Consider the following 22,760-nt stretch of genomic DNA (forward strand, 5'->3'; position numbering starts at 1 on the left):
CACCGCTAGCTGCCGAGCGGATCGACCGACATCGCCAGGAACGCCATCGATCCCCCCATGAGGAGTGTGAACGGGGTGTCGAACTTGCGGGAGCGGACGGCGAACACCCCGAGTGTGCGGGAGTCGCAGGTGACGCGGATGACACTGAGCCAGATCAACGCACATCCGAGCAGGAATGTGGCCCTCCGCCAGTGTTCGGTCAGCGCGAAGCCGATTACCACGAGAAACGCGGCGAAGAGAAGAGCCATGAACGCCCGTTGGATGACGTGGGGAACCCGGGAAGGTGGCAGACCGACATCGTGCGGGTTGTCGATCCCCGGGATGTAGGAGGAACCCATGGGTCGTTTCCCGGTCACTCCATCCCGGCCAGTAGCTCCGCGCGCTCCACGACGTTGCGTACGAGAAAAGCTCTGGTGAGCGGACCGACACCACCGGGATTCGGGGACACCGCACCGGCTACCTCCCACACATCCGGGTGAACGTCCCCGGCGAGCTTGCCGTCCTTGCGGGACACCCCGACGTCGAGGACCGCGGCGCCCGGCTTCACCATGTCCGGCGTGATCATGTGCGGGACACCGGCTGCGGCGACGATGACATCGGCGGCGCGGGTCTCGGCTGCCAGATCCTTCGTACCGGTGTGACATAGCGTCGTGGTCGCGTTCTCGCTGCGCCGGGTGAGCATCAGACCGATGGGACGGCCGACCGTCACTCCGCGCCCGATCACGACAACCTTCGCACCGTTGAGATCGATTCCGAATCGCCGGAGGAGGTGAATGGCGCCGTTCGGGGTGCACGGCAGCGGAGCCGGCTCGTTGAGCACCAGTTTGCCCAGATTGACGGGGTGCAGGCCGTCGGCATCCTTGTCTGGGTCGATACGCTCGAGGACGGCGTTCTCGTCGAGGTGCTTGGGCAGCGGCAACTGGACGATGTAACCCGTGCAGGCGTCATCCGCGTTCAGTTCGTCGATGACGGCGTTGAGTCCCTCCTGGCTGACGTCGGCGGGGAGGTGCCTGCGAATCGAGTTCACACCGATCTGCTCGCAGTCGCGGTGCTTCATCTTGACGTAGCTGTGGCTCGCCGGGTCGTCGCCGACCAGGACGGTGGCGAGTCCGGGGACCACCCCACGCTCGGCGAGCCGGTCCACTCTCCTCTTCAGGTCCTCGAAGATCTCGTCGCGATAGAGCTTGCCGTCAAGTTTCTGTGCAGTCACGCGGACCATTATTCCACGGCCCGGGGTGTGACCGCAGGCCCCGACCCGGATCGGGGAGAAAGAAGACCCCCACTAGGATCGGGACCTATGAGTGAGACCGGTGATCACGCAGTTCTGCATGTCGTCTTCGACCGCCCGTGCATACCGCCGAACACGGGCAACGCCATCCGCATGTGTGCGGGCACCGGAGCACATCTCCATCTGGCCGGCCCCCTGGGCTTCAATCTCGAGGAGAAGAACCTCCGCCGGGCCGGCCTCGATTACCATGATCTCGCGGAGGTGAGCGTCCACGAGAACCTTGTCGCGGCACTCGACTCGATCCGCGGAGCCCGGGTGTTCGCATTCACCACCTCCGCCACACGGTGGCACGATGACATCAGCTACCGGCCCGGCGACGTCCTGCTGTTCGGCACGGAGCCCGACGGCCTGGACGACGCAGCGCTGGCGAACCCGAGGATCACGGAACGGGTACGCGTCCCGATGCTCCCGGAGAGACGGTCGATGAACCTGTCCAACTGCGCGGCGGTGGCGACCTATGAAGCGTGGCGCCAGCTGGGGTACCCGGGGGCGGTGTAGCCGGAAAACCTCAGTCACGGGTGACGTAGATGGCCGCCATGCCGGCCGCCGTCATCGGTACATCGGTTGAGGCGTGTTCCCCGTGGGGTCCCTCCGGCCGTTCGACCCGGACGACGGACATCCCCGGGAACAGAGGGGGGAGCACAGTGAGTCCGGCGCCGGGCCGGATTCCGTGGTCCGCGAGGTAGCGCAGGAGTTCCGGATCACGGTCGCTGACCCTGCCCACCGTCACCTCTACTCCCTCTTCAACGCCGGTGAGAACTTCTGCGGGGATGTCGACCATCTCCCCGTCGACATCGGGGATCGGATCTCCGTGGGGGTCACGGACCGGGTGTCCGAGATGGGTGTCGATGCGTTCGATGAGTTTATCGGAGACGGAATGCTCCAGTACCTCCGCCTCCTCGTGGACCTCGTCCCAGGTGTAGCCGAGGGTCGTGCAGAGGAACATCTCGAGAAGCCGGTGCCTGCGCATCATCCCCAGCGCCAGGCGACTCCCCTCCCCGGTGAGGGCCACCCCCGAGTACGGTCGGTGACTGACCAGACCCCGGTCGGTCAGTCTCCGTACCGCCTCTGAGGCGGTCGATGTCTTCTGGCCGGTCTGCGCCGCCACGTCCTTCAGCGCGGCCGGTTCACCGGTGCGCTCGCAGATGTCCCAGATGACCTTGAGGTAGTCCTGGGATCTGTCGGGCAGATCCGAGAGGCTTGTTCCCACTGTCTCTCCCTTCCCCGTGTTCCTTCTATCTCCGGCTTGCGATCAGACGTCCGGCCGCGAGGCATCCCACGTAGAAGACACCGGCCGTCAGCGCGATCATGCCGCCCGCGGAGAGATCCGCCTTCACCGCGAAGGCGAGTCCGACCGCTCCGATGGCCACACCTGCCAGAGGTGCCGCGATGAATAGACCCCTGGTTGATTTCATCAGGGGCTGCAGTCCTGCGGCGGGCGCGGCCACGAGCGCGATGGAGAGAATCGTACCGACCGCGGGAATGATCACGACGATGGCGGCGCAGATCAGGCCGAGGATGATGCCCTCGGCGATGGTTGCACTGTGTCCCGCGGCGCGGTACCCACCCCCGTCGAAGGCGTAGAAGATCAGCTGCCGTCCGAAGGTGACGAGTACGACCAGGGTGATCACGAGGACCACGGCTGCCGCGAGGATGTCGGTCCGGTTGACGCTCAGCACGGAACCGGTGAGGAACGACTCGATCTTCAGCGGCAGGGGCTGGAACCATTTGCTGAGGAAGTAGCCCAGTGCGAACCCGAGGGTGAGCACGATGCCCGCCGAGGCCTGGGACGACTGCCCGGCGATCCGGGTGAGCCGGTGCATCAGCCAGGACAGGGGTACGCACGCCAGAAGAGCCCCCGCGAAGAGGAAGAGTGAGAGCACCGCGTGTTGTGTGTCATTGTCGAGATTCCAGCCTTCAGCAAGCCCTTTTCCGAGCACGACGCCCAGGATGGCCCCGGGGAATGTGCCGTGGGAGACGGACTCGACGAAGAAGACGCGCTGATGGAGGACCGCGAGAACGCCGACGAGTCCGGCGAGGACGCCGACGATGATGATCTCCAGGATGGGTAGCTGGAGAATTGTCCACAGGGTGGAGTCGAAGAAACTCATGCCACACCTCCGGTGGGTACGTTGCCGTATGCCGTGGAGCCTTCAGGGTCGACGACTCCGACCCCGGAGAACTTCGTCCGCAGCCACCGGACAGGCAGGGCCAGGAAGAACAGGGCTATGACGGACAGTGCGACCGACGCCTGGGGGGAGACGGGGTGCGGGGTGTCCAGAGTCATGATGATCATGCCCGCGTATCCGCCGATGACGCCGACCGCGATGGCCACCGGGATCATGAGTGACACGCGTTCCACCAGCAACCGCGCGGTGGCACCGGGAACGACGAGATAACCGATGACCAGGAGGACACCGACGGCGGAAGCCGAGGACACGACGACGGCGGCGATGGCGCCGTTGACCATGAGGTCCACAGCGAACCCGGAGATCCCGGCGGCACGGGCGCCATCCCGGTCGAACGCGGTGAATATCTGTTCCTTCCAGGACACCGTGATGATGGTGAGAGCGACCAGACAGACGAGGACCGATTCGACGAACCTGTCCGGGGTGACCTCCAGCAGACGTCCGAACATCAGGGCCTCGAGCTGACCGGAGCGGTCACCCTTGTAGAGGGACAGCACGATACCGGCGGAGAAGAACGAGGTGAGCACGACGGCGGTACCGGACTCGGAGACCTTCGTGGTGCGCCTTCCGACGGCGGTGAGTGCGATGACGATGAACACGGCGCAGATGGCGGCACCGGGGATGATCATGTCGAGTCCGCCGTAGACGGCGCCCGCGACGATCCCGGGGAACACGGAGTGCACCATGGCCTCGGCGTTGAACTCCAGGCACCGGAGGTTGATGATGACCCCGACGAGTCCGGCGACGACACCGAGGAACATCAGCATGAGGAAGGGACGGAAGAGGTAGGGGGCTGCGGCGATCGTCTGCAGACCAGGGACATCCATGACGACGAGTCTGAGCGACTCGACGGCGTCGGTGACACCGGCGATGAGGCTATCCCACATGAAGTGCCTCCTCGAGTCCTGATCCGACGAATTCGTCCGTGCTGCGACTGCCGTAGGCCTTCTGGAGGTTGTCCGGTGTGAGGACGCTGTCGATGGGCCCGAACGCGATCTGCTGCCCTGCCAGGAGGGCGACATCCTCGCAGCATTCGTAGGCGAGTTTGAGGTCGTGTGTGGACACGACCACCGCCACCCCCTCCTGTTTGACGGAGTGGATGATCTCCAGCAGGGCCTCCCGGTTGGGCTCGTCGAGTCCATTGAACGGTTCGTCGAGGAGGATCATCCTGGGTGACGCGACGATGGAACGGGCGAGGAGGACCCGCTGGCGCTGTCCACCGGAGAGTTCACCGAAACGGAGGTTGGCGCGATCGGTCAGTCCGACCCGGTCGAGTACGGCGTCGACACGTCCACGGTGTGACGCCCCGGGGCGCCGGAGCCAGCCGAGCTCCGCGTAGAGCCCCATCATCACGACCTGCCGCACGGTGACCGGGAACGTGGCATCGAGATCCGCGACCTGGGGTACGTAGCCGATGGCCCCTTTGGGGACCTTTCCATCGCCACGCCCGAGGATCTCCATCGTGCCGGAGACCCGGACCGTACCGAGGATGCCGCGGAGCAGTGTGGTTTTCCCGGCCCCGTTGGGGCCGATGAGTGCGAGGGCCTTTCCCGGCTGGACTTCACCGGTGACCCCGGTCAGCGTCGGGGAGCCGCCGTAACTGAAGCTCGCGTCAACGTAGCGCAGCGCCGGGACAGACTGTGATGTGGCCATTGATTTCTCCCTTGATGGAACCGGTATCTGTTATTGGTGAAAGTGAATGCGGTTAAGGTCCCTAACGCACGAGAGCCGCATCCCGGCGGACGGGACGCGGCGAACTCGCTTCAACGTGAGGTCGAGGGGAAAAAGCCCTGTCTCACAGATCTTTCGGGGTGTAGGGTTCGAGGATCTCCGGAACGGGAGCCACGGTGCCGCCCCATGCACGGACGAGGTTGGTGACGTTGTGCATGATGGATCCGATGTAGGTCTCCCCGTCGGTGCCGACCGGTCCGAGCGAATCTCCGTAGAGTGCGTCGTCACCGATGACGGCTTTCACTCCGGCGGCACTCGCGATCGCCTCGATCGACTTGGAGTTGTTGGAGTTCTCCGCGAACAGGGCCTTCGCGCCGGACTCACGGACCTTGTCGGCCTCGGAGGCGATGTGGTCCGCGGTGGCGTCGGCCTGGTCGTTGAAGTCGGTCAGCGCCGTACCGATGAAGTCGATGTTGAACTCATTGGAGAGGTAACCGAAGGCGTCATGCGACGTGAACAGAACCCGGTTCTGGTCCGGGACGGAGGCGAAGGACTCGGCGGCCCACTCATCAAGGGCCTCAAGCTCCTTCTCGAAGCGGCTGACATGCTCCTTGAACAGGTCGGCGTTCTCGGGGGACGCCTCCTCGAGCGCGGCTCCGATGTTCTGCACCTGGACCATCGCATTGTGGGGCGAGGTCCACACGTGCGGGTCGAAGATGAACTCGGGTTCCTCACCTGCGGCGGTGGCGAACGGCCACTCGCTGATGTCGACCTGTTCCACACCACGGTAGATCTTGTACGGCAGATCCTTCTCGGCGGCGAGGACCTTCTCCTTGTCCGACTTCTCGTCCGAGGTCAGGACGCCGCTGGTCACCACCATGGTGCCGTGGAATCCGGAGGACTCGACGGCGTTGTCCAGGAAGTGTTCGAGATCCACGCCGTTGACCATGAACAGGTCCGCATCGGTCATCGCCGCCATCTGCTGAGGCGTCATCTCGTGGTCATGGGCGGAGGCGTTGGGTGCCAGGATGCAGGTGAGGTCCAGTTCCGACTCGGCGGCACCGGGATCGGCACCGAAATGGGTGGTGTTCCCGTCTGATCCGGTCTTGTTGAAGGACAGCTCCGCATCAGCCGACTTGTCGGTGGCGATCTGGGTGACATAGTCGCAGATCTGGGTGGTGGTGGCCACCACCTTCACGGATTCACCGGAGACCTTCTCGACTTCTCCGGTTCCGGCGTCGCCGGATCCGGAATCGGATCCGCACGCGGTCATGACGAGCGAGGCAGCGGTGCAGGCGGCGAGAGCCGCAACTTTTCCGAGCTTCATGGTTCGCAGTCTCTTTTCAGCAGTTTCCGGGTCGCCCTCCACCGGATCGAGGAGAATCCGGGGGCCACCCACCAGTAAGTACATGGTAACCATACCCAGAAACAGCGGCGCCACAAACCTGAATCTTCAACGCATTGAACTTCATTGTGTCGAACGAACTTTAATTGCACATGAATCCCATTATTCTCCCAGCACACGCACACGGACCCCCTCGCGGCAGCTCTGCCACTCCCCCTCATTCAGGGGTGTTCACCCCTTTCCCCACCGACGGTGGATCGGGCAGCCGACGGCGTCGCAGCAGCTCGAGCAGCCACTGGGCATCGGTGTTCCGGAGATCAGCCGCCACCATCTGCACCGGCCCCTCCACCAGGTGCAGCTGCACGGAGGCGAGGTCCAGCAAGCGCCCGATCGGTCCCGTTTCCAGGGTGATCTCCTGGATGTGCGGTAGTGCAACCATCGACACCCGACGGGAGAAGCGACCTCCGTGAAGAATCACGGCATCCGGAAGATCCCGGTCATCTGCCCCCACCCCACCTGCAAACGTGACCGCCCGGCGACCCCAGCAGATCGGCGACACCCATCGGGCCCGGCGCGGGCTCCGCAGGTCCGGACGGGTCCACCCCTCCGGTTGCGCTGATTCCTCGACCTCCGGAGCCGTCAGCGGGCTGAGCAGTGCCGCAACCCGGATCGCCTCCTCGCGGGTCCCCACCGGGAGAATCTTCGTCGTCCCCCCTCCCTCGGACATCCCGTAGCCAGCCACACAGACTTGTACCGACCACCACCCGGCGAGCCTCCACAAGGCCTGCTGACGGATCTCCACGGAGTGCACCCGGGACATCTTCAGCGTCTGCCTGCGGCGATCGGCGAGTCCGTAGGCGATGTCCAGATCCTCACCGCCTTCTTGCCGGACAGTGAACCGCCAGGAGTTGTCGATGAGATTCCACATGGCGGGGATCGCACCGATGAACAACGGCCACAGCATCCCCAGAAATCCCGGTTGGATGATGACGATGATGAAGGCCGGTGCGGCGAGCAGGAACCACCCGGAGAGAAATGTCGCAACGAGAGACCTGACCACGGGGATCGGGGCCACGATGAGCTCTCCGGCATCCGCCCCCGGATCCGGTTCCGTATCCGGGTCCCCAGCGGACGGGATATCCCGCACTCGGGTTCCGGTGCCCCCCTTCCCCAGGAGCTCGAGGATCTCCATGCGGAGCCGCTCGGCCGTCCTCCTGTTCAGATAGGAGATCTCGATGACGGAGTCGTCCCCACCTGCGGTCTCGATACGGACCGCCGCGAGTCCGAAGATCCGGGCGATGACCGATTCCACGAGGTCGACCGCCTGGATGCGGTCATAGCGGGCGGTCCGGACCCGGACCCCCACCACCCCCTGCCGGTGTACGACCTCTTCCCCGGTGAGCCGGTATCCGGCGGCCCGCCACCAGATGCCGGAAACCAGCCAGACCAGTGCGCACACCGCGGCGAACCCACCGATCCCGATCAGCAGCGGGCGGACGTCCACGTGGATCTTCCCGGAGACCAGGCCCCGCAGGGCCTCGAACACCGACTCCACCGTGTTTCCCACCACGACGGCGACGAGGGCGAGCAGAACCGTCCAGAACCTCAGCAGTGGACTGATCCGGTGCACACGTCGGTATCCATCGGTCCCGGAGTCACGGGCATCAGCTTCCGGGGAAGTGCTCACAGCCCGCTCATCCTCTCCCGGGCCTTGACCGCCAGGCGGTCCCTCAGAGCTTCGGCGGTGGCCGTGTCCAGCCCCGGGATCTCACTGTCGGAGGTCGAGGATGCGGTGTGCAGGGTGAGGGTCCTGAGCCCGAAGCGGCGCTGGACGGGCCCCGAGGTGAGGTCGACGAACTGCACCCGGCCGTAGGGAACGACGGTGAACGTGTACCAGACCCGCCCCTTGGTGATGAGCAGCTCATCCGTGGTCTCGGCCCATCCCAGCAGCCGGACCTGCGCGGGGATCAGCCATGCGAGATACACGGTGGTGAGGAGCATGAGCACGAGACCGATCCAGAACCAGGGGGTCCACCACCAGACCGCCGCCGCGCATCCCAGCGCGAGGAGTACCGGTACCGGGAGCACGGTGATCAGCCGGGCCTTCGCGAGCGCAGGGGACACAGGATTGAGCGGAATCGAATCAACGGGGGCTGCCATGGGATCCATTGTGCCGAACCTCGCGGTGACCGTACACGGTCACCGGAAGTCCCGGGAACCGGTGGAGAGCAGCTCCGCCGCGGGGAAGGGTTCCAACAGGTCCGCCAGGATCGCCGCGGAGCCTGACGCGTTCTGGACGATGCCCCGGATGACCAGGGCGTGGGCGGTCCTGGCGAGCAGTCGCTGCCTGGCCCAGAGACCCGGGGGGACGATGATGTTCATCAGTCCCGTCTCATCCTCCATCCCGAGGAAGGTCACGCCGCTGGCGGTCCGGGGCCGTTGCCGGTGGGTGATGATGCCCGCGACCCTGATCCGGGCACCGTCGCGTTGGCTGAGCAGACGGTCGGCCGACACGATCCCCCGGGCATCGAGCGCGGCGCGCAGGAGCGCGACCGGCTGCCGGTCGTGGGTGACTCCGGTCGCGGCGATGTCGGCCGCCAGCAGTTCGAAGGATGTCATCCCGGGGAGTGCTGGGGCCTCGATCCCGGAAACCCCGGGCAGCATCCCTTCCTTCTCCGTCGCGGCGACACCTGCCTCCCACCGGGCCCGACGACGACCCACCCCGAGGCAGTCCGTCGCCCCGGCCCCGGCCAGCGCCTCCGTCTGCGCGACACTCAGGCCCGCCCGCCGGGCGAGGTCCGCGATCCCGGTGAACGGACCACCGGTGGTCCTCGCCCCGATGATCCGTTGCACCGCCTTCTCCCCCACTCCCCGGACGAGATCCAGCCCGAGCCGGATGCGGCCGTCAGGGCAGTCCGCGACGGCGGCCGAGTCGTTGACGGAGACCGGGTCCACCGGTACTCCGTGGCGTCGCGCATCGGCGATGAGGGACTGCGGCGAGTAGAAGCCCATCGGTTGCGCCCGCAGGAGACCGGTGCAGAACTCCGCCGGGTAGTGGTACTTGAACCACGCGGAGAAGTAGACCAGCGACGCGAAGGACTGGGAGTGGGATTCGGGGAACCCGTAGGCGGCGAAGGCGACCATTTTGTTCCACAGGTTCTCGGCGACATCGCCGGTGATGCCGTTGTTCTCCTCGAGTCCGGTGAAGAACCGGTCGCGGATGCGAGCCATGCGTTCCGGGGAGCGTTTGGACCCCATGGCCCGCCTCAGTGCATCAGCCTCGGCACCGGTGAAGCCCGCGGCGTCACGGGCCATCTGCATGAGCTGTTCCTGGAACAGGGGCACCCCGAGGGTCTTGGCCAAGGCGGGTTCCAGGCAGGGGTGGTCGTAGGTGACCGGCTCCTCGCCGTTGCGCCGCCGGATGTAGGGGTGCACACTACCGCCCTGGATGGGGCCAGGACGGATCAGCGCGACCTCGACGACAAGGTCGAAGAACTCCCGGGGCTTCAGCCGCGGCAGGGTGGACATCTGGGCCCGGGACTCGACCTGGAACACGCCGACGGCGTCGGCGCGCGCGAGCATGGCGTACACCTCCGGTTCCGCGAGATCCAGCTCCCAGAGGTTCACCGTCCTGCCACGGTGTTCAGCGACGAGATCGATCATGTGGTGCAGCGCCTCCAGCATGCCGAGGCCGAGGAGATCGAACTTGACCAGCCCGGCCACGGCGCAGTCATCCTTGTCCCACTGCACGATGCTGCGTCCGGCCTTGCGGGCCCACTCCACGGGCACGACATCGGCGATGGGGCGGTCACAGATGACCATGCCCCCGGAGTGGATGCCCAGGTGCCGGGGTTGTCCGATGAACCGTTCCGCGAGTGCGACGACCTCCGCGGGCGGCTCGGCCGTTCCCTTCGACCACGCGTCGCAGGCACCCTGCGGGTGTCCGAGCGCCCTACCCGCGTCACGGACGGCCCCGCGGCGACGGTAGGTGATGACGTTCGCGACCTGGGCGGCGTTGCCCCTGCCGTAGCGGGAGTAGGCGTACTGGATGACCTCCTCGCGACGGGTGGACTCGATGTCGATGTCGATGTCCGGCGGGCCGTCCCTCTCCGGGGAGAGGAAGCGTTCGAAGAGCAGGCCCGCTCCGACGGGTTCGACATTGGTGATGCCGAGCGCGAAACAGACCGCGGAGTTCGCCGCCGAGCCACGCCCCTGGCAGAGGATGTCGCGTTCCCGGCAGAAGTCGACCAGATCACAGACGATGAGGAAGTAGCCGGGGAAGTCCAACTGTTCGATGATGTCCAGCTCATGTTCCAGTTGTGCGTGGACGAGGGATCTGAGGTCTGCCCCCCTGCGGGCGTACCTCTTCCGTGCACGCCGCTCCGTGAGCTCCCGGAGCCAGCTCATCTCGGTGTATCCGTCGGGGGTGTCGAAGCGGGGAAGCTCCGGGGCGATCAGGTCGAGGGTGAAGGCGCATTCGGCGGCGATCTCGATTGTGGTCCTGCGTAGCCGGTCGCTGCCGGGAAGAGCCCGGGCGATGTCTCCACCACTCCGGAGCCAGGTGCCGCCCATCGGATGAAGGCGAGGTTCCGCCTGCTCCAGCCCGGACCGGAGGCGGAGAGCATGCTTCGCTCCCGCGACACGGGCATCGTGACGGGTGGCCGCCCGGGGAATCGAGCTGACCACGGCCCGCAGCCCGAGCCGTTCGGCTTCTGCGAGCAGGTGTTCGTTTCCGTCCACGTCACCGGGACACATCGTCCAGGAGAGCTGGACCGCGACGCATCCGGCACCGAATGCGTCGATCAGTTCGGGCAGACGTTCCGTCCAGGTGGAGTCGGCGAGAATCTGCCAGGTACCGGACGCCCGCTCACCGAGGACCGGGAGCGGTGGATACACGGGTGCGCCCTTGGCGCCGGCAGCCATGTGCGCGTCGGTCACGGCGTGGCTGAGTCGCCGGTAGCCGTTCGCACCGCGGCAGAGCACACAGAGGATCGCATCTTCGCCGAGGGTGAGCTCCGCGCCGAAGACGGTGGCGAGCCCGGTGCCCGCGGCGGCCTCGGCGAAGCGGACCGCCGAGTAGAAGCCGTCGCGATCCGTGATCCCGAGCGCGGTGAGCCCGATCTCGACAGCCCGTTCGACGAGACTGTCGGGGTCCGAGGCACCGGAGAGAAAACTGTAGGAGCTCCGGGCGCGCAGTTCCGCGAAGGGGAACCCACCTCCCGGAGCAATGGGGGTTTCGGGAACTGATCCCAGTTCAGGAAGGGTAGAAGCCGGAAAAATCCGCCCTTTCACCCCTCCGGAGAGAATCCTCTCCAGCATTCTCCAGTCCATCGGACGACCATTGAATCCGAGACCACCACCCCATTCCATATAGAACATATTAGCGATTTGACCGTCGTCGCGACACCCCGCCCACATGCGACGCCCTTACCCGCCCGGCCGGTCACGACTCTGCTCCCCATACCCCGACACTAGACCGAGCTGTACACGAACAGGACACACTGCTACGGTAATACGAGCGGAATGGCAGAATGCTCTGTCTAGCCCCCACCGGGACACCCGCTTACCCCTCCACCGCGTCAGCCGGGTGGAACAGATAGACAACAGTCAGACCCCGACAGAAAGCTTGAACCCATGAACCTCCGCCGTTTCACCACCATCGCCGCCGCCGGCATCTTCGCCGCGGGTTCCCTCGTCGCATGCGGTGACGACTCCGCAGACTCCACCGGCGCCTCCGGTGAAGAGAGCACGAAGATCACCATCGGCACCACAGACGCCGGCGGCAAGGCATGGGAGGTCTTCGAGGAAGAGGCCGACAAGGCCGGCATCGACCTGGACATCGTCAACTACTCGGACTACAACACCCCGAACAAGGCACTGTCCGAGGGACAGCTCGACGTCAACCTCTTCCAGCACCTGAAGTTCCTCTCCGAGTACAACGTCGGCACCGGCGACGACCTCACCCCCATCGGCTCCACCGAGATCGTCCCGCTGGCGCTGTTCTGGAAGGGCCACGATTCCCTCGACGGGATCGAGGGCGAATCCGTCGCCATCCCGAATGACTCCTCCAACCAGGGCCGCGCCATCAACGTGCTGGTCCAGGCCGGTCTGGTCACCCTCAAGGAATCGGGCCTCATCACGCCGACCCCCGCGGACATCGACGCGGACAAGTCCAAGGTCTCCGTGACCCCGGTCGCCGCCCCGCAGACCACCACCGTCTACCACGAGGGCAAGCCCGCGATCATCAACAACACCTTCCTGGACCGGGCGAACATCGACCCGAAGTCCTCGGTGTTCCAGGATGACCCGACCTCCGAGGAGGCCGAGCCCTACATCAACGCCTTCGTCGTCCGCTCCGAGGACGTCGACAACGAGGGTATCCAGGAGCTCGTCGAGATCTGGCAGAGTGACGCCGTCACCGAGGCCGTCGCCGAGGAGTCCAAGGGCACCTCCGTCCCCGTCAAGCGCTCCGCCGCCGATCTGAAGGAAATCCTGGATCGCCTCGAGGACAAGCTCAAGAACCAGTAGGCGGAATCCTCTTCCGCGGGTGATCCCCGTCACTGACGCGGATCACCGGCCACCGGCCCCGGCGGAGTACCGTCGGGGCCGGTGGCACGCCGTGACGACGGTATCCATCCAGCAGACACCTGCTCCTCCCCACAGAATCGAGCAAACACCGTGGCAGACACCGACACCTCACAGCCGGGAACCAGGGTCGAGTTCCGGAACATCAGCAAGGTGTTCACCAACAAGAGAACCTCGACCACCGCTCTCGATGACGTCTCCCTGACCGTCGAACCGGGCGAGATCATCGGAATCATCGGATACTCCGGTGCCGGTAAATCGACACTGGTCCGGATGATCAACGGCCTGGACACCCCCACCTCCGGGGAACTGCTCCTCGACGGCGTCAATGTCGTCGGCATGTCGGAGAAGAAGCTGCGTCAGCTGCGACGCCGGATCGGCATGATCTTCCAGCAGTTCAACCTGTTCAGCTCCCGCACGGCGGCGGGCAACATCGCCTACCCGCTGAAGCTCGCGGGGGTCGGCGCCTCGGAGCGTAAACGCCGGGTGCAGGAGCTCCTGGAGTTCGTCGGCCTGGGTGACAAGGGTGACAGCTACCCCGAGCAGCTGTCCGGTGGGCAGAAGCAGCGTGTCGGCATCGCCCGCGCGCTGGCGACGAACCCGTCACTCCTGCTCGCCGACGAGGCGACCAGCGCCCTCGATCCCGAGACCACCCACGATGTGCTGGACCTGCTCCGGAAGGTCAACCGGGAACTGGGTATCACGATCGTCGTGATCACGCACGAGATGGACGTGGTGCGCAAGATCGCCAACAAGGTGGCCGTGATGGAGAACGGCCGCGTCGTCGAATGGGGCAGCGTGTACGAGGTGTTCTCCGATCCGCAGACCGAGGTCGCCAGGAAGTTCGTCGCCACGACCCTGCGCAACACCCCGGACCAGGTCGAGGCCGACGATCTCCTCGCCGGCGAGGGGAGACTGTTCACCATCAACCTCACCGAGAACTCGGGTTTCTTCACCGCTGCCGCCCACGCACGCTCGGCCGGGGTGAGCATCAACATCGTCCACGGCGGTATCACCACTCTGGAGCACCACTCCTTCGGCAAGGTCACCGTCAGACTCACCGGCGATGACGCCCCCATCGAGACGTTCCGTGACGCCCTGGACCGCACCACCGACATCGAGGAGATCCTCAGATGACCATCACCACCCAAGCACTGGACTTCGACTGGAACCGTTTCGGCGGAACATTCATCGACGCGATCGGCGACACGCTGCTCATGGTCATCGTGACCATGATCGTCGGTGGATTCCTCGGACTGATCATCGGCGTCCTTCTCTACAGCACCCGCTCCCAGGGGGTGCTGCGGAACAAGTTCGTCTACACCGTGCTCAACCTGCTGGTGAACTTCATCCGCCCGATCCCCTTCATCATCCTCATCGCCGCGATCGGTCCGCTGACCCTGAAGGTCATCGGCACGACCGTCGGTACGAACGCGGTCATGTTCGTCATGTCGATAGCCGCGACATTCGGTGTGGCCCGGATCGTGGAGCAGAACCTGGTGTCCATCGATCCCGGTGTCGTCGAGGCCGCCCGCGCGATGGGGGCCTCCCCCCTGAAGATCATCACCTCGGTGATCATCCCCGAGGCACTCGGACCACTGATCCTCGGCTACACCTTCCTGTTCATCGCCGTGGTCGACATGTCCGCGATGGCCGGAATCATCGGCGGCGGCGGTCTCGGTGACTTCGCCATCACCTACGGCTACCAGTCCTTCAACTGGTCGGTCACCCTGGTCGCCACCCTGGCGATCATCGTGATCGTGCAGATTGCCCAGCTCCTGGGGAACTGGCTGTCCAGGAAGGTCATGCGCCGCTAGTTCTTCTCCCCGGTGCCGTTCGCCACGGTCGATCCCGGTGGCAGGGAACCCACGAACCGGTGAACCCCGGTGCCGGGCCCGATATCGGGTCCGGCACCGGGGTTCACCGGCTGTCCCGGGACGGTGCCCGCGGGAGAGAACTCCGTCAGTCAGCGTCCAAGTACGCGGAGTACGGCCCTTCCCGCGGCGCGGGCGGTCGCTCCACCGGCATCCCGGACTCCTCCCGTCATCTTCTCCATGCAGTTACGTATCGCGGCGGAGCGCTGGGCACCGGCCTGTATCCGTCTCCTGCCCCGGTCCTGTTTCCGGCGCCGCAGCCAGCGGCGTTTCGGGTAGTCGCGCCTCAGTTCGGCGACGCTCGTGGCACTGACGATGTCCTCCGAACCACGCCCGAGGTCGGCCGTCCGGTTTCGGACGACCTCGGGGCTACCGGCCCCGAGGCGGCGGTAGATCGCGTTGTAGCGGGCCATCACGGTCGGCATGAGGAATGTTCCCCGGAGCCTGGCCAGCGCATTGAGGTGCCAGGTCTTGTACAGCTCACCGGACTCGACGACCGATGCGATACCACGGGCCAGCGCCTCGGTGTCCCCGGGACTCACCAGGACACCACAGGGACCGACCACCTCACCGTCCGGCCCCGGGAGCGGCAGACACACGAGCTCATCCATGCCACCCACATTGGTGCCCACGATCGGGAGACCACAGGCCATGGACTCGAGGACGACGATCGGCTGCCCCTCGTTGAAGCTCGCGAGGACAAGACCGTCGTAGGTGTGCAGACGTTCCCGGATGTTGACCGTCCCCTCGAAGTTGACGTAGTCCTCGATGCCCAGTTCGCGGGCGTAGTCGAGGCACTCCTCGTAGTACTCGGGTAGATGGTTCGTCGGTCCCAGGACATCGATGATGATGTCCTCGTGGCCTCCCCGCACGAGCGTCGAGATGGAGCCCAACAACTCGTGGATGCCCTTGATGGGGACGACCCGCGCGATGCAGGCGAAACGCCATTGTTTCTTTACCCCTGCGGCGATCTCGGCCAGCGCCTCTTCGCGGATGGCGCGCCCCTCGGCGAAGTCCTCCCAGCGCATTCCGTTGGGCAGGACCTCTGACTTGGCGGGATCGCCGCCGAGAGCCGCAGCTTCATCGATGGCGGTGGGGTACAGATAGGTGATGTGGTCGGCCGACGGATACAGAATCGCGCCCATCTCGATCCACCACCGGGTCCACAGGTAATCCGGGGTGTTCGTGGGCAGCTCCAGGTGACTTTCCCTGGTGACCGGAAGACTCATCGTGCGGCCGAGAAGGGTGTTCACCGTGTCACGGACGTACAGGTTGTGCTCCGTGAGCAGGAAGGCCCCGTCATGTTGCCGGGCCGCCACGGCCGCGACGAGGCTCGCGTAACCCGTCGTATGGGCGTGATAGACCTTGGCGGGCGGGTGGACGCGGTCGATGAGGGCGTAGGCGAGTGAGAAGAAGTCCCGGACCGTCCAGAACAGATCACCCACAGTGGTGTCATCGTGGTTCGGCATCGCTCCTATCGCGGCCTCCATCATCGCCCGGGTACGGATCACCGGCCAGAGCCGCCAGGTCCGGGTGACGGGGTTGACGGATTCCTCCCACAACCGCCACAAGCTGTCGGGGTCCCCCTCGATCCCCGCCTTGAGGGCGGACACGAAACGCTGGGTCACCTCCTCATCGGATCGCTTCCCCCACCCGGTACGGTCGTGGACCGCGGCCCTGAAACCGTCGTGGTTCTCCTCGAGGGAGAGATACACGACGTCAATCCACGCCACGTTGTCCGGCACTCCGTAGAGATCTTCACTGGGGCGCTGAGAGTCCCAGGCGATGTGGATGATCCCGTACGTGAATTCCGGGTTGTGGGTGATGATGTCGTGGACCACGGCGGAAACCCCGCCCCTGAGGAAGGGGTAGGTCGATTCCATGACTATGGCGACATCGACCGCTTCGAGTTCTCTGTCGTCTCCCGGGAAACGGATCTTCGGGTTCGAATTCACCACTCCACCGCCTGCTTCCAGAACAGTTCGAATGAGGCGTCGGAGACGACTCTCCGGCACTCCCGGGTCCCCCACATCGCCGCGGCGACATCGACGACGGCCAGGATGAGCAGCGCCGGCGCCAGCGGAGCGAGACTGATGAGGAGGACCGCGGCGACGAGATGCACCGCACAGAGCCCTGCGGCGGACCAGCGACTCTGCAACTGGGCCATCTGGAATGTGACCAGCATGAGTGTCAGCATCGCCAGGGGGCTGACGGTCAGGGCGAGCAGTTCGGGCGAGTACACGAAACCGAACCAACGGAAGGCGAACATCATGCCGAGGCCGACCGCTGCCGCCACCCCCACGGTGACGATGACCGTGTTCTCGACGCGGCGGGCGACCTGCCGCAGGCTCTCCTGCAGGTGACGGGCGGGAACAACGTCAACCAGGTTCTGCATGTCGTCCAGGGCCCTGCGGAGTACCTCGTACTGACCGGCGAAGTAGACACCGGTGGCGACCACCATCGGTACGAGTGCGACGTAGACGACGTAGATGTTGACGCCCCCGGGATAGAGATGCCCGACGATCAGGAACTTGTCGGACCACAGGACACAGGCGTAGAGCAGACCGAGAACCAGTGCCTTTCCGGCGGTCCCGGCGGGTAGCACGGTGGGGTTGAGCAACCGGAACAGCCCACGCCCGAGGACGAGGGTCGTGGGAATGATCCCGACGACCGGAGCGAGCCACCACAACCCCGGGGCGATGAACAGAAAACCCGCGTAGCAGCTCCAGGCAGCGATCATCGTCCGGAATCGGCGGGTCTCCTGCAGCGGGATGAGGGACTGTGCGAACAGCATGTTGGTGAAGACGCCGAGTGCGTAGAACGCGGTTTCCGGAGCCCCCCACCCGAAGAACAGGTTGATCACGAGGGTCGCGGCCGCGAGTGGCGGCAGGATCCACGCCACGAGGCTCGGCCACACCGAACAGAATTCACCGTAGAACCGGGCCCGTTCCTCGGAGCGGACCCCCTCCGGTCCGCGGTCTACACCGGAGAGCGGCTCGTAGACGGGCATGCAGACACCTCCGGAGAGCCACGGAACGGTGACCGAGACCGCAAGTACCACGGTCATCGTCGTCGTCTGCCCGATGGATGTCCGGAGAAGAGTGTCGGTGATCGTGGGAAAGACCGTCATGAGCAGGATGGTCGGGGAGAGCACCGAGGCCAGCTGGACCAGACTCGTCCGGCTCCCCCCTCCACGTCCGGTGATCCAGACGGCACCGACACCCGCAGCGACGAGGATGCCCACAGCGAGGACGGCGGACATGGCGGACGGGATGTGCTGTCCGGCGAGCAGGAACCATGCACCGACCGTGAGGACGGCCAGTCCGGCGAGCACGAACCACCTGCCCCAGGTCGTGAAAAACCCGTTGCGGGATGCGGAGTCCTCCGGGCCATCCGATGGCGCGGAGGCTTCGGGCCTACTGGTGATGTGAATATCTGGGATGGTTCTGTGCATAGCTGGCCGCTCCTCGGGCAATCGTGTCGGACGGGGCGTCGGGTGGGACCTCAGAAGACGCGCCCTGGGGAGCATCACTGAGACGTCAGGGATACCGGCAGATCGGGCACCGTACGGCACCGGGACTGTGGCTGGTCGTTGGAGATGGATGGGGGCCGATGTCGGCAACAGCGGACGCACACACCGTTCGCCGTCTCCGACAGCAGAGCGTCGTCCGCCGGGTGATCGGAAACGCTGCCCTGTTCCACCATCTATGCCGATAGATTCCGGTCACGCAATGTCCGGCCCATGGGCAGCACCCCCGCGGCACATAAACCGAATTCTCGTATTGCCCATGAACGTTTGTGGTCAATACTCATACGCCTAAAGCTTGCGACCTGCGGTTAGCTCTTAGAAACGAACATGTCGGAATTGGCCGCCCTCCGGCCACGGGGAAGCCACCCCCCTACGGCTAACGCAATTAGCCGTAGGGGTATTATATTACGTGTAAGATATCAAAAAGGTCACGATTGCGCATTCCCGGCTCCCCAACTGATGAAAACGCCGAAATCACCCCTCAAATGAGTTACCAATGCACACACTGAGAGCTTTCCACACACCGGAATGGAGTTTCAGCTTGATTTTCCTGCCGATCAATGATCCGAACAAATAACCCCACGCCACGGATCGAGGGATTCCCCTCCCCATCGGGAGTCCAGATACACCCGTTCAGAACACAGGTTGATAACAGCACGGCCACGGGTCAGCCGTCTCCCGTATACGCCCTCCCTCAGCTCGACCACCCCCTCCGGACACGGGTCACCCAGATCCAGGTCCACCAGTTCCGTCCACGGGGCCGCATCGTATCCGTCGTGGTCCGTCGCGGTGACCGCGAGGTCCGACGTCGGGGCGAACACCCAGGCGGCGGCCAGCGCCAGGGTGAGGTACGGATCCCCGGGGTGTCCTGTCCCCGGGGTCCGGGCGATCGTGAGTCCCGGCGCGGTCAGGCTCTCGACCTGTGCGAGAACAGCAGCCGTGTCCAGTCGTTGCCCGGCGGTTGTCCCCCAGGCCATCCAGCATTCCTCCAGCCCCCCTCCGTACCTGCTGTGTCTCCGCCACCGCCCCTCCTCCCTCCGGGATTCGGCGATGTTGGGGACGAGAACCTTGTCCACGTCGTTGAGTGCCCGGCCCGCGGCGCACACCAACCGGTCGAGCGCATCGCGGATCACCGGCAGTCCCGTCCCGCCCTCCAACGGCGGACACAGGTCGTAGTAGTCGTCGAACACGTCGTTGTCGGCCATCACCCCGTCGAACGGGGAGTCCCGGAAGTTCGCCACCACCGCTTCGACCCAGGCGGCGCGGTAGCGGGGATCCCAGACCCGCTGCTGGAGATGGCCCGGATACCGGGCCCACTCGATGAGGGAACCGTCGAGTCTCCGGGCACAGGTGTCGAGGGCCCGGGCCTCGGCCGGAGGTAACCCGGAACTGTAGACGGGGCCCGGCTCATAGGTGCGTATCGACGACAGACACTGGTAGGCCAGCACCGTCACATCGCTGTTGCGTGCCTTGAGCTGTTCCGCGAAGCGGGTTTCCCAGGGTTGGAGGATCACCGCGCGGTAGCGCCGCGCCGCCAGTGCGAGCTGTGCCTCGGTCAGCGGACCGCCGTAGCGGATCCAGGCGAGTCTGGGACGTGGTTTCACTGGTGCTCTCCTCGGTGGGGACGGTTGTAGCCGGTGCCGAACATGTGTCGTGCGGTCGGTGCCCCGGATGCCCGGGGCGCACCCCGATCCGCGGCGCGGCCGGGGGGCATCTTCCCCAGAACCACCGGACCATGACGTGGCGTCTCATCCGGTGAAGGTACGCGAGTTTCCGGGATCGCGAGGCCGATCTCCCGCCACACATCGCGATAGCCGGTCACTGTCCGGGTTGCAGGGCGCGCGGCGCCCCGCCGTCGGGCCCCCCTCACCCAGCCACGGTACCGGGAGCCACCCGCGGTCAGTGTCTCCAGCGCATCCACCAGATCCATCACGGACCCGGGAGCCACGACGGGTCCTGCGGGCAGGTGTCCGGGGCCCGCGACCAGGTCGGCGACATCACCGACGTCGCTGACGACGACAGGTAAACCACATGTCATGGCCTCGAGGACCGCCAACGGCTGCCCCTCCGTCAGACTCGGTAGGACGAGTGCGTCATACCCGGTGATCACGGGCCGCAATCGGCGGGGGACGACGGCGCCCTCGAACCTGACCAGGTCCCCGATCCCGGCATGGTCCGCACGTTCCCGGCACCGCGCCACGAGTTCCGGATCATCCAACGGGCCGATGAAGTCGACGGCGATCTCCTTCCCCTCAGCAGCCAACCGTTCGACCGCGGCCACGAGAACCTCGATCCCCTTGTCCGGTACGAGCCGGGCGAGACACAGCAACCTGTTCCGTCGTGTGGGAATGAATGCCCTGGACAGATAGCGCATCAACGACGTTATCCGGGCGATCCCCTCCACCCGGTGGGCGCCGTTGGGCACGATCCTGGTCAGTCGCGGCCGACACCCGAACCTCCCGGCCCGTTCCGCCGCCCGCTCGGACAGAAACACCGACGCATCAGCGGCACCGTGAACCGCCACCGCCAGCCCGCGGTACCAGTGCAACCACACCTGATCCGCGGAGTGCACCCCGTCGAGATCCCGCGCGGCGTCATCGACCGTCAGGGAGTGCTCACTGACCACGAGCGGTGCTCCGGTCCGGAACGCGACCAGCACCCCGAGGGCACCCGCCCACCGCGCGGACTGTGCATGGACGACACCGGTCTCCGGATAACTCCGCGCGGACAGTCCCAGGACCACATCCACCAGTGCCCCTACCGCCACCCGGGCGGTCCCCGTCGTGCACCAGTGTGAGGCCAGCGCATCGACGACCACCCTGACGGGTGCCCCCGCGTCAGGTGCACCGCCGGTCAGGTACCCGAGCAATCGGTCCAGCGCTACCGTGTCGCCGGTGGCGGCGGTCTCCAGCAGTGCGGGGAGCTGTTCGATCGGTCCGGTAACCGGGCGGTGACGGGTGGCGGTGTCGACCAGCGACAGTACGTCGATCCAGCGGACCGACGTCGGCACCCCGTAGCAGTCCGTTTCCGGTTCGGTCAGGCACAGGTGAACGATCCCGAAGCTCAGCTCCGGGTTCCCCGCCAGCAGCTGATCGACAACCGTCCCGACGCCACCGATGTGGAACGGATACCCGGAATCGACGATGAGCAGCACATCGACCGGAGGCAGTTCAGTCGTCCCGTCATCCGCCCTGCGGATGATCAGCTGATTCACTCCCCCGGATCCAGACGCAGGAATCCGGTCACTTCCCAGGTGTCGGCCGCCGCCGGTTCCTTACCGCAGGACTTGAGGACCGGAGGAAGGTCCCGGTGCCGGAGTTCCACCGACCAGCGGCCTCCACCGGGCCGGACGACCGTGCGTCGCACGGTGTCCGCGGTCGGGGCCCCGTCCCAGAACACGGCGAGTTCCCCCGGCGCCACGGGACATTCCCTCGCGGCCAGCTCCGCGGCCACGTACACCTCGGCCGCCTGGCCGGGACCGTCATAGCAGCCCCTGCCTCGCAGGCCGGGCAACGGAAGTTCACCGCGCGCCAGGGTCGCCAGCATCGCCATCCCCTGATCCGTGCTGATCCGACCGTAGGAGTAACCCCAGGGAAGGAGAATCATCGACGGTGCGAAACGGTGCCCTCCGGTGTGCGAGGATTCCCACACCACATCAGGTGACTCGCCGGTACCGGATTCACTCCCGGCACCGTCGACGGAACACGGCCCCGTGCTTCCATCACGGAGAAGAGCCTCCATCGAGGAGGCTGCGGAACGCATGGCACTCGCCATCGGGCGCCCCTTCACCGCGCAACACAGATCGCGCTTGCCGTGCGTGCAGACGAGTACCAGGGGGTGGGAGACCGGACGCATCCCGAGTACGGCGTTGCGCCCAGGCCCGCTCAGGTCGAGGGCCAACACGTCCTCCATCCCACCGGGCAGGTCACAGGCCTCGATCGACGGGGGCGGAGCGTCCGGGGACGGCGATGAGGTGAAGATCAGGTAGGCCCGGATCGGCACCCCCTCGTGGGAGTGTCGCCCCGGCCTGCGGATCAGGTGGAACGCGGCTCCGGCCCCCTCCACGAATTCCCGGATCCGGTCCGCGAGTTCCCCACCGAGAGCCTCCCCGTCGAGCACGTCCCGCCCCCACCCGTGGGAATGCTCGACGATGAGATAGGTGGTGCCTTTCTTGGCGGTTCCCGGCAACGGCTCACCGTGGGCATCGGAGCACCTCGGGGGGCGGGCGGAATCCGTTCTGGAACTCATGTGCCAAGAATAACCACGACGGGACCGGACG

19 protein-coding genes are annotated in these 22,760 nt (G+C 65.7%); 4 read left to right on the plus strand and 15 right to left on the minus strand.

All coding sequences use genetic code 11. From position 1 onward, the window contains the following. Positions 1 to 5: 5 nt before the first annotated feature. A complete protein-coding gene (locus tag KRX55_RS03075) occupies positions 6 to 338 on the minus strand; it encodes a DUF3017 domain-containing protein (protein WP_218406368.1) in 333 nt (110 codons plus the stop codon). 14 nt (positions 339 to 352) lie between these two features. Continuing rightward, complete coding sequence (locus KRX55_RS03080) at positions 353 to 1,210, minus strand: bifunctional methylenetetrahydrofolate dehydrogenase/methenyltetrahydrofolate cyclohydrolase (protein WP_218406369.1); 858 nt, start codon at positions 1,208 to 1,210, stop codon at positions 353 to 355. A gap of 87 nt (positions 1,211 to 1,297) precedes the next feature. Here KRX55_RS03080 and KRX55_RS03085 point away from each other — a divergent pair, with 87 nt between their 5' ends. After that, positions 1,298 to 1,786 (plus strand): tRNA (cytidine(34)-2'-O)-methyltransferase, encoded by a 489-nt coding sequence (locus KRX55_RS03085; protein WP_218406370.1) that lies wholly within the window; start codon positions 1,298 to 1,300, stop codon positions 1,784 to 1,786. A gap of 10 nt (positions 1,787 to 1,796) precedes the next feature. On the opposite strand, the gene KRX55_RS03090 is transcribed toward KRX55_RS03085, so the two are convergent. The 8 genes from KRX55_RS03090 to KRX55_RS03125 form a co-directional block, all read right to left on the minus strand. Next, positions 1,797 to 2,498 (minus strand): metal-dependent transcriptional regulator, encoded by a 702-nt coding sequence (locus KRX55_RS03090; RefSeq protein WP_200260204.1) that lies wholly within the window; start codon positions 2,496 to 2,498, stop codon positions 1,797 to 1,799. Between the two features lie 25 nt (positions 2,499 to 2,523). Then, positions 2,524 to 3,399 (minus strand): metal ABC transporter permease, encoded by an 876-nt coding sequence (locus tag KRX55_RS03095; protein ID WP_234034723.1) that lies wholly within the window; start codon positions 3,397 to 3,399, stop codon positions 2,524 to 2,526. Then, positions 3,396 to 4,304 (minus strand): metal ABC transporter permease, encoded by a 909-nt coding sequence (locus tag KRX55_RS03100; protein WP_218406500.1) that lies wholly within the window; start codon positions 4,302 to 4,304, stop codon positions 3,396 to 3,398. Before KRX55_RS03100 ends, KRX55_RS03095 begins: the two co-directional genes overlap by 4 nt. 49 nt (positions 4,305 to 4,353) lie before the next feature. Further along, positions 4,354 to 5,130, minus strand: coding sequence for a metal ABC transporter ATP-binding protein (locus tag KRX55_RS03105; RefSeq protein WP_218406371.1), 777 nt, complete (start codon positions 5,128 to 5,130; stop codon positions 4,354 to 4,356). Between the two features lie 142 nt (positions 5,131 to 5,272). After that, positions 5,273 to 6,475, minus strand: a complete 1,203-nt coding sequence (locus tag KRX55_RS03110; protein WP_200260210.1) for a metal ABC transporter substrate-binding protein — start codon at positions 6,473 to 6,475, stop codon at positions 5,273 to 5,275. A gap of 235 nt (positions 6,476 to 6,710) precedes the next feature. Next, a complete protein-coding gene (locus tag KRX55_RS03115; protein WP_218406372.1) occupies positions 6,711 to 8,180 on the minus strand; it encodes a PH domain-containing protein in 1,470 nt (489 codons plus the stop codon). Next, the gene (locus KRX55_RS03120) at positions 8,177 to 8,653 is read right to left on the minus strand and encodes a PH domain-containing protein (RefSeq protein WP_218406373.1); all 477 of its coding nucleotides are present in this window, start codon (positions 8,651 to 8,653) and stop codon (positions 8,177 to 8,179) included. The genes KRX55_RS03115 and KRX55_RS03120 overlap by 4 nt, the downstream gene beginning before the upstream one ends. Before the next feature lie 39 nt (positions 8,654 to 8,692). Beyond that, positions 8,693 to 11,872, minus strand: coding sequence for an error-prone DNA polymerase (locus tag KRX55_RS03125; protein WP_218406374.1), 3,180 nt, complete (start codon positions 11,870 to 11,872; stop codon positions 8,693 to 8,695). 255 nt (positions 11,873 to 12,127) lie between these two features. Between KRX55_RS03125 and KRX55_RS03130 the strand changes: the two genes are divergently transcribed. From KRX55_RS03130 to KRX55_RS03140, 3 genes are all read left to right on the plus strand, one after another. After that, positions 12,128 to 13,021 carry a MetQ/NlpA family ABC transporter substrate-binding protein gene (locus KRX55_RS03130; protein WP_218406375.1) on the plus strand — a complete coding sequence of 298 codons (894 nt, stop codon included), beginning with the start codon at positions 12,128 to 12,130 and terminating at the stop codon, positions 13,019 to 13,021. A gap of 150 nt (positions 13,022 to 13,171) precedes the next feature. After that, the gene (locus KRX55_RS03135; protein ID WP_218406376.1) at positions 13,172 to 14,215 is read left to right on the plus strand and encodes a methionine ABC transporter ATP-binding protein; all 1,044 of its coding nucleotides are present in this window, start codon (positions 13,172 to 13,174) and stop codon (positions 14,213 to 14,215) included. A 2-nt stretch (positions 14,216 to 14,217) separates the two neighbouring features. Continuing rightward, a complete protein-coding gene (locus KRX55_RS03140; RefSeq protein WP_218406501.1) occupies positions 14,218 to 14,895 on the plus strand; it encodes a methionine ABC transporter permease in 678 nt (225 codons plus the stop codon). A 149-nt stretch (positions 14,896 to 15,044) separates the two neighbouring features. On the opposite strand, the gene pelF is transcribed toward KRX55_RS03140, so the two are convergent. The 5 genes from pelF to KRX55_RS03165 form a co-directional block, all read right to left on the minus strand. Continuing rightward, positions 15,045 to 16,907, minus strand: a complete 1,863-nt coding sequence (gene pelF / locus KRX55_RS03145; protein ID WP_218406377.1) for a GT4 family glycosyltransferase PelF — start codon at positions 16,905 to 16,907, stop codon at positions 15,045 to 15,047. Next, entirely contained in the window at positions 16,904 to 18,406 is a 1,503-nt protein-coding gene (locus KRX55_RS03150) for a hypothetical protein (RefSeq protein ID WP_218406378.1), read from the minus strand. Before KRX55_RS03150 ends, pelF begins: the two co-directional genes overlap by 4 nt. Before the next feature lie 632 nt (positions 18,407 to 19,038). Further along, complete coding sequence (locus tag KRX55_RS03155) at positions 19,039 to 20,085, minus strand: putative glycoside hydrolase (protein ID WP_218406379.1); 1,047 nt, start codon at positions 20,083 to 20,085, stop codon at positions 19,039 to 19,041. Beyond that, positions 20,082 to 21,695, minus strand: a complete 1,614-nt coding sequence (locus KRX55_RS03160; RefSeq protein WP_218406380.1) for a glycosyltransferase — start codon at positions 21,693 to 21,695, stop codon at positions 20,082 to 20,084. Before KRX55_RS03160 ends, KRX55_RS03155 begins: the two co-directional genes overlap by 4 nt. Next, entirely contained in the window at positions 21,692 to 22,729 is a 1,038-nt protein-coding gene (locus KRX55_RS03165; RefSeq protein ID WP_218406381.1) for a sucrase ferredoxin, read from the minus strand. The genes KRX55_RS03160 and KRX55_RS03165 overlap by 4 nt, the downstream gene beginning before the upstream one ends. Between the last annotated feature and the right edge of the window lie 31 nt (positions 22,730 to 22,760).

The organism is Corynebacterium sp. TAE3-ERU16 (assembly GCF_019209935.1).
GTDB lineage: Bacteria > Actinomycetota > Actinomycetes > Mycobacteriales > Mycobacteriaceae > Corynebacterium > Corynebacterium antarcticum.

Bases quoted from the DNA above. Each gene is read 5' to 3' on its own strand.
- KRX55_RS03075 (WP_218406368.1), bottom strand. From the start codon at position 338: ATGGGTTCCTCCTACATCCCGGGGATCGACAACCCGCACGATGTCGGT.
- KRX55_RS03085 (WP_218406370.1), top strand. From the start codon at position 1,298: ATGAGTGAGACCGGTGATCACGCAGTTCTGCATGTCGTCTTCGACCGC.
- KRX55_RS03095 (WP_234034723.1), bottom strand. From the start codon at position 3,399: ATGAGTTTCTTCGACTCCACCCTGTGGACAATTCTCCAGCTACCCATC.
- KRX55_RS03100 (WP_218406500.1), bottom strand. From the start codon at position 4,304: ATGGATGTCCCTGGTCTGCAGACGATCGCCGCAGCCCCCTACCTCTTC.
- KRX55_RS03105 (WP_218406371.1), bottom strand. From the start codon at position 5,130: ATGGCCACATCACAGTCTGTCCCGGCGCTGCGCTACGTTGACGCGAGC.
- KRX55_RS03110 (WP_200260210.1), bottom strand. From the start codon at position 6,475: ATGAAGCTCGGAAAAGTTGCGGCTCTCGCCGCCTGCACCGCTGCCTCG.
- KRX55_RS03120 (WP_218406373.1), bottom strand. From the start codon at position 8,653: ATGGCAGCCCCCGTTGATTCGATTCCGCTCAATCCTGTGTCCCCTGCG.
- KRX55_RS03125 (WP_218406374.1), bottom strand. From the start codon at position 11,872: ATGTTCTATATGGAATGGGGTGGTGGTCTCGGATTCAATGGTCGTCCG.
- KRX55_RS03130 (WP_218406375.1), top strand. From the start codon at position 12,128: ATGAACCTCCGCCGTTTCACCACCATCGCCGCCGCCGGCATCTTCGCC.
- KRX55_RS03150 (WP_218406378.1), bottom strand. From the start codon at position 18,406: ATGCACAGAACCATCCCAGATATTCACATCACCAGTAGGCCCGAAGCC.
- KRX55_RS03165 (WP_218406381.1), bottom strand. From the start codon at position 22,729: ATGAGTTCCAGAACGGATTCCGCCCGCCCCCCGAGGTGCTCCGATGCC.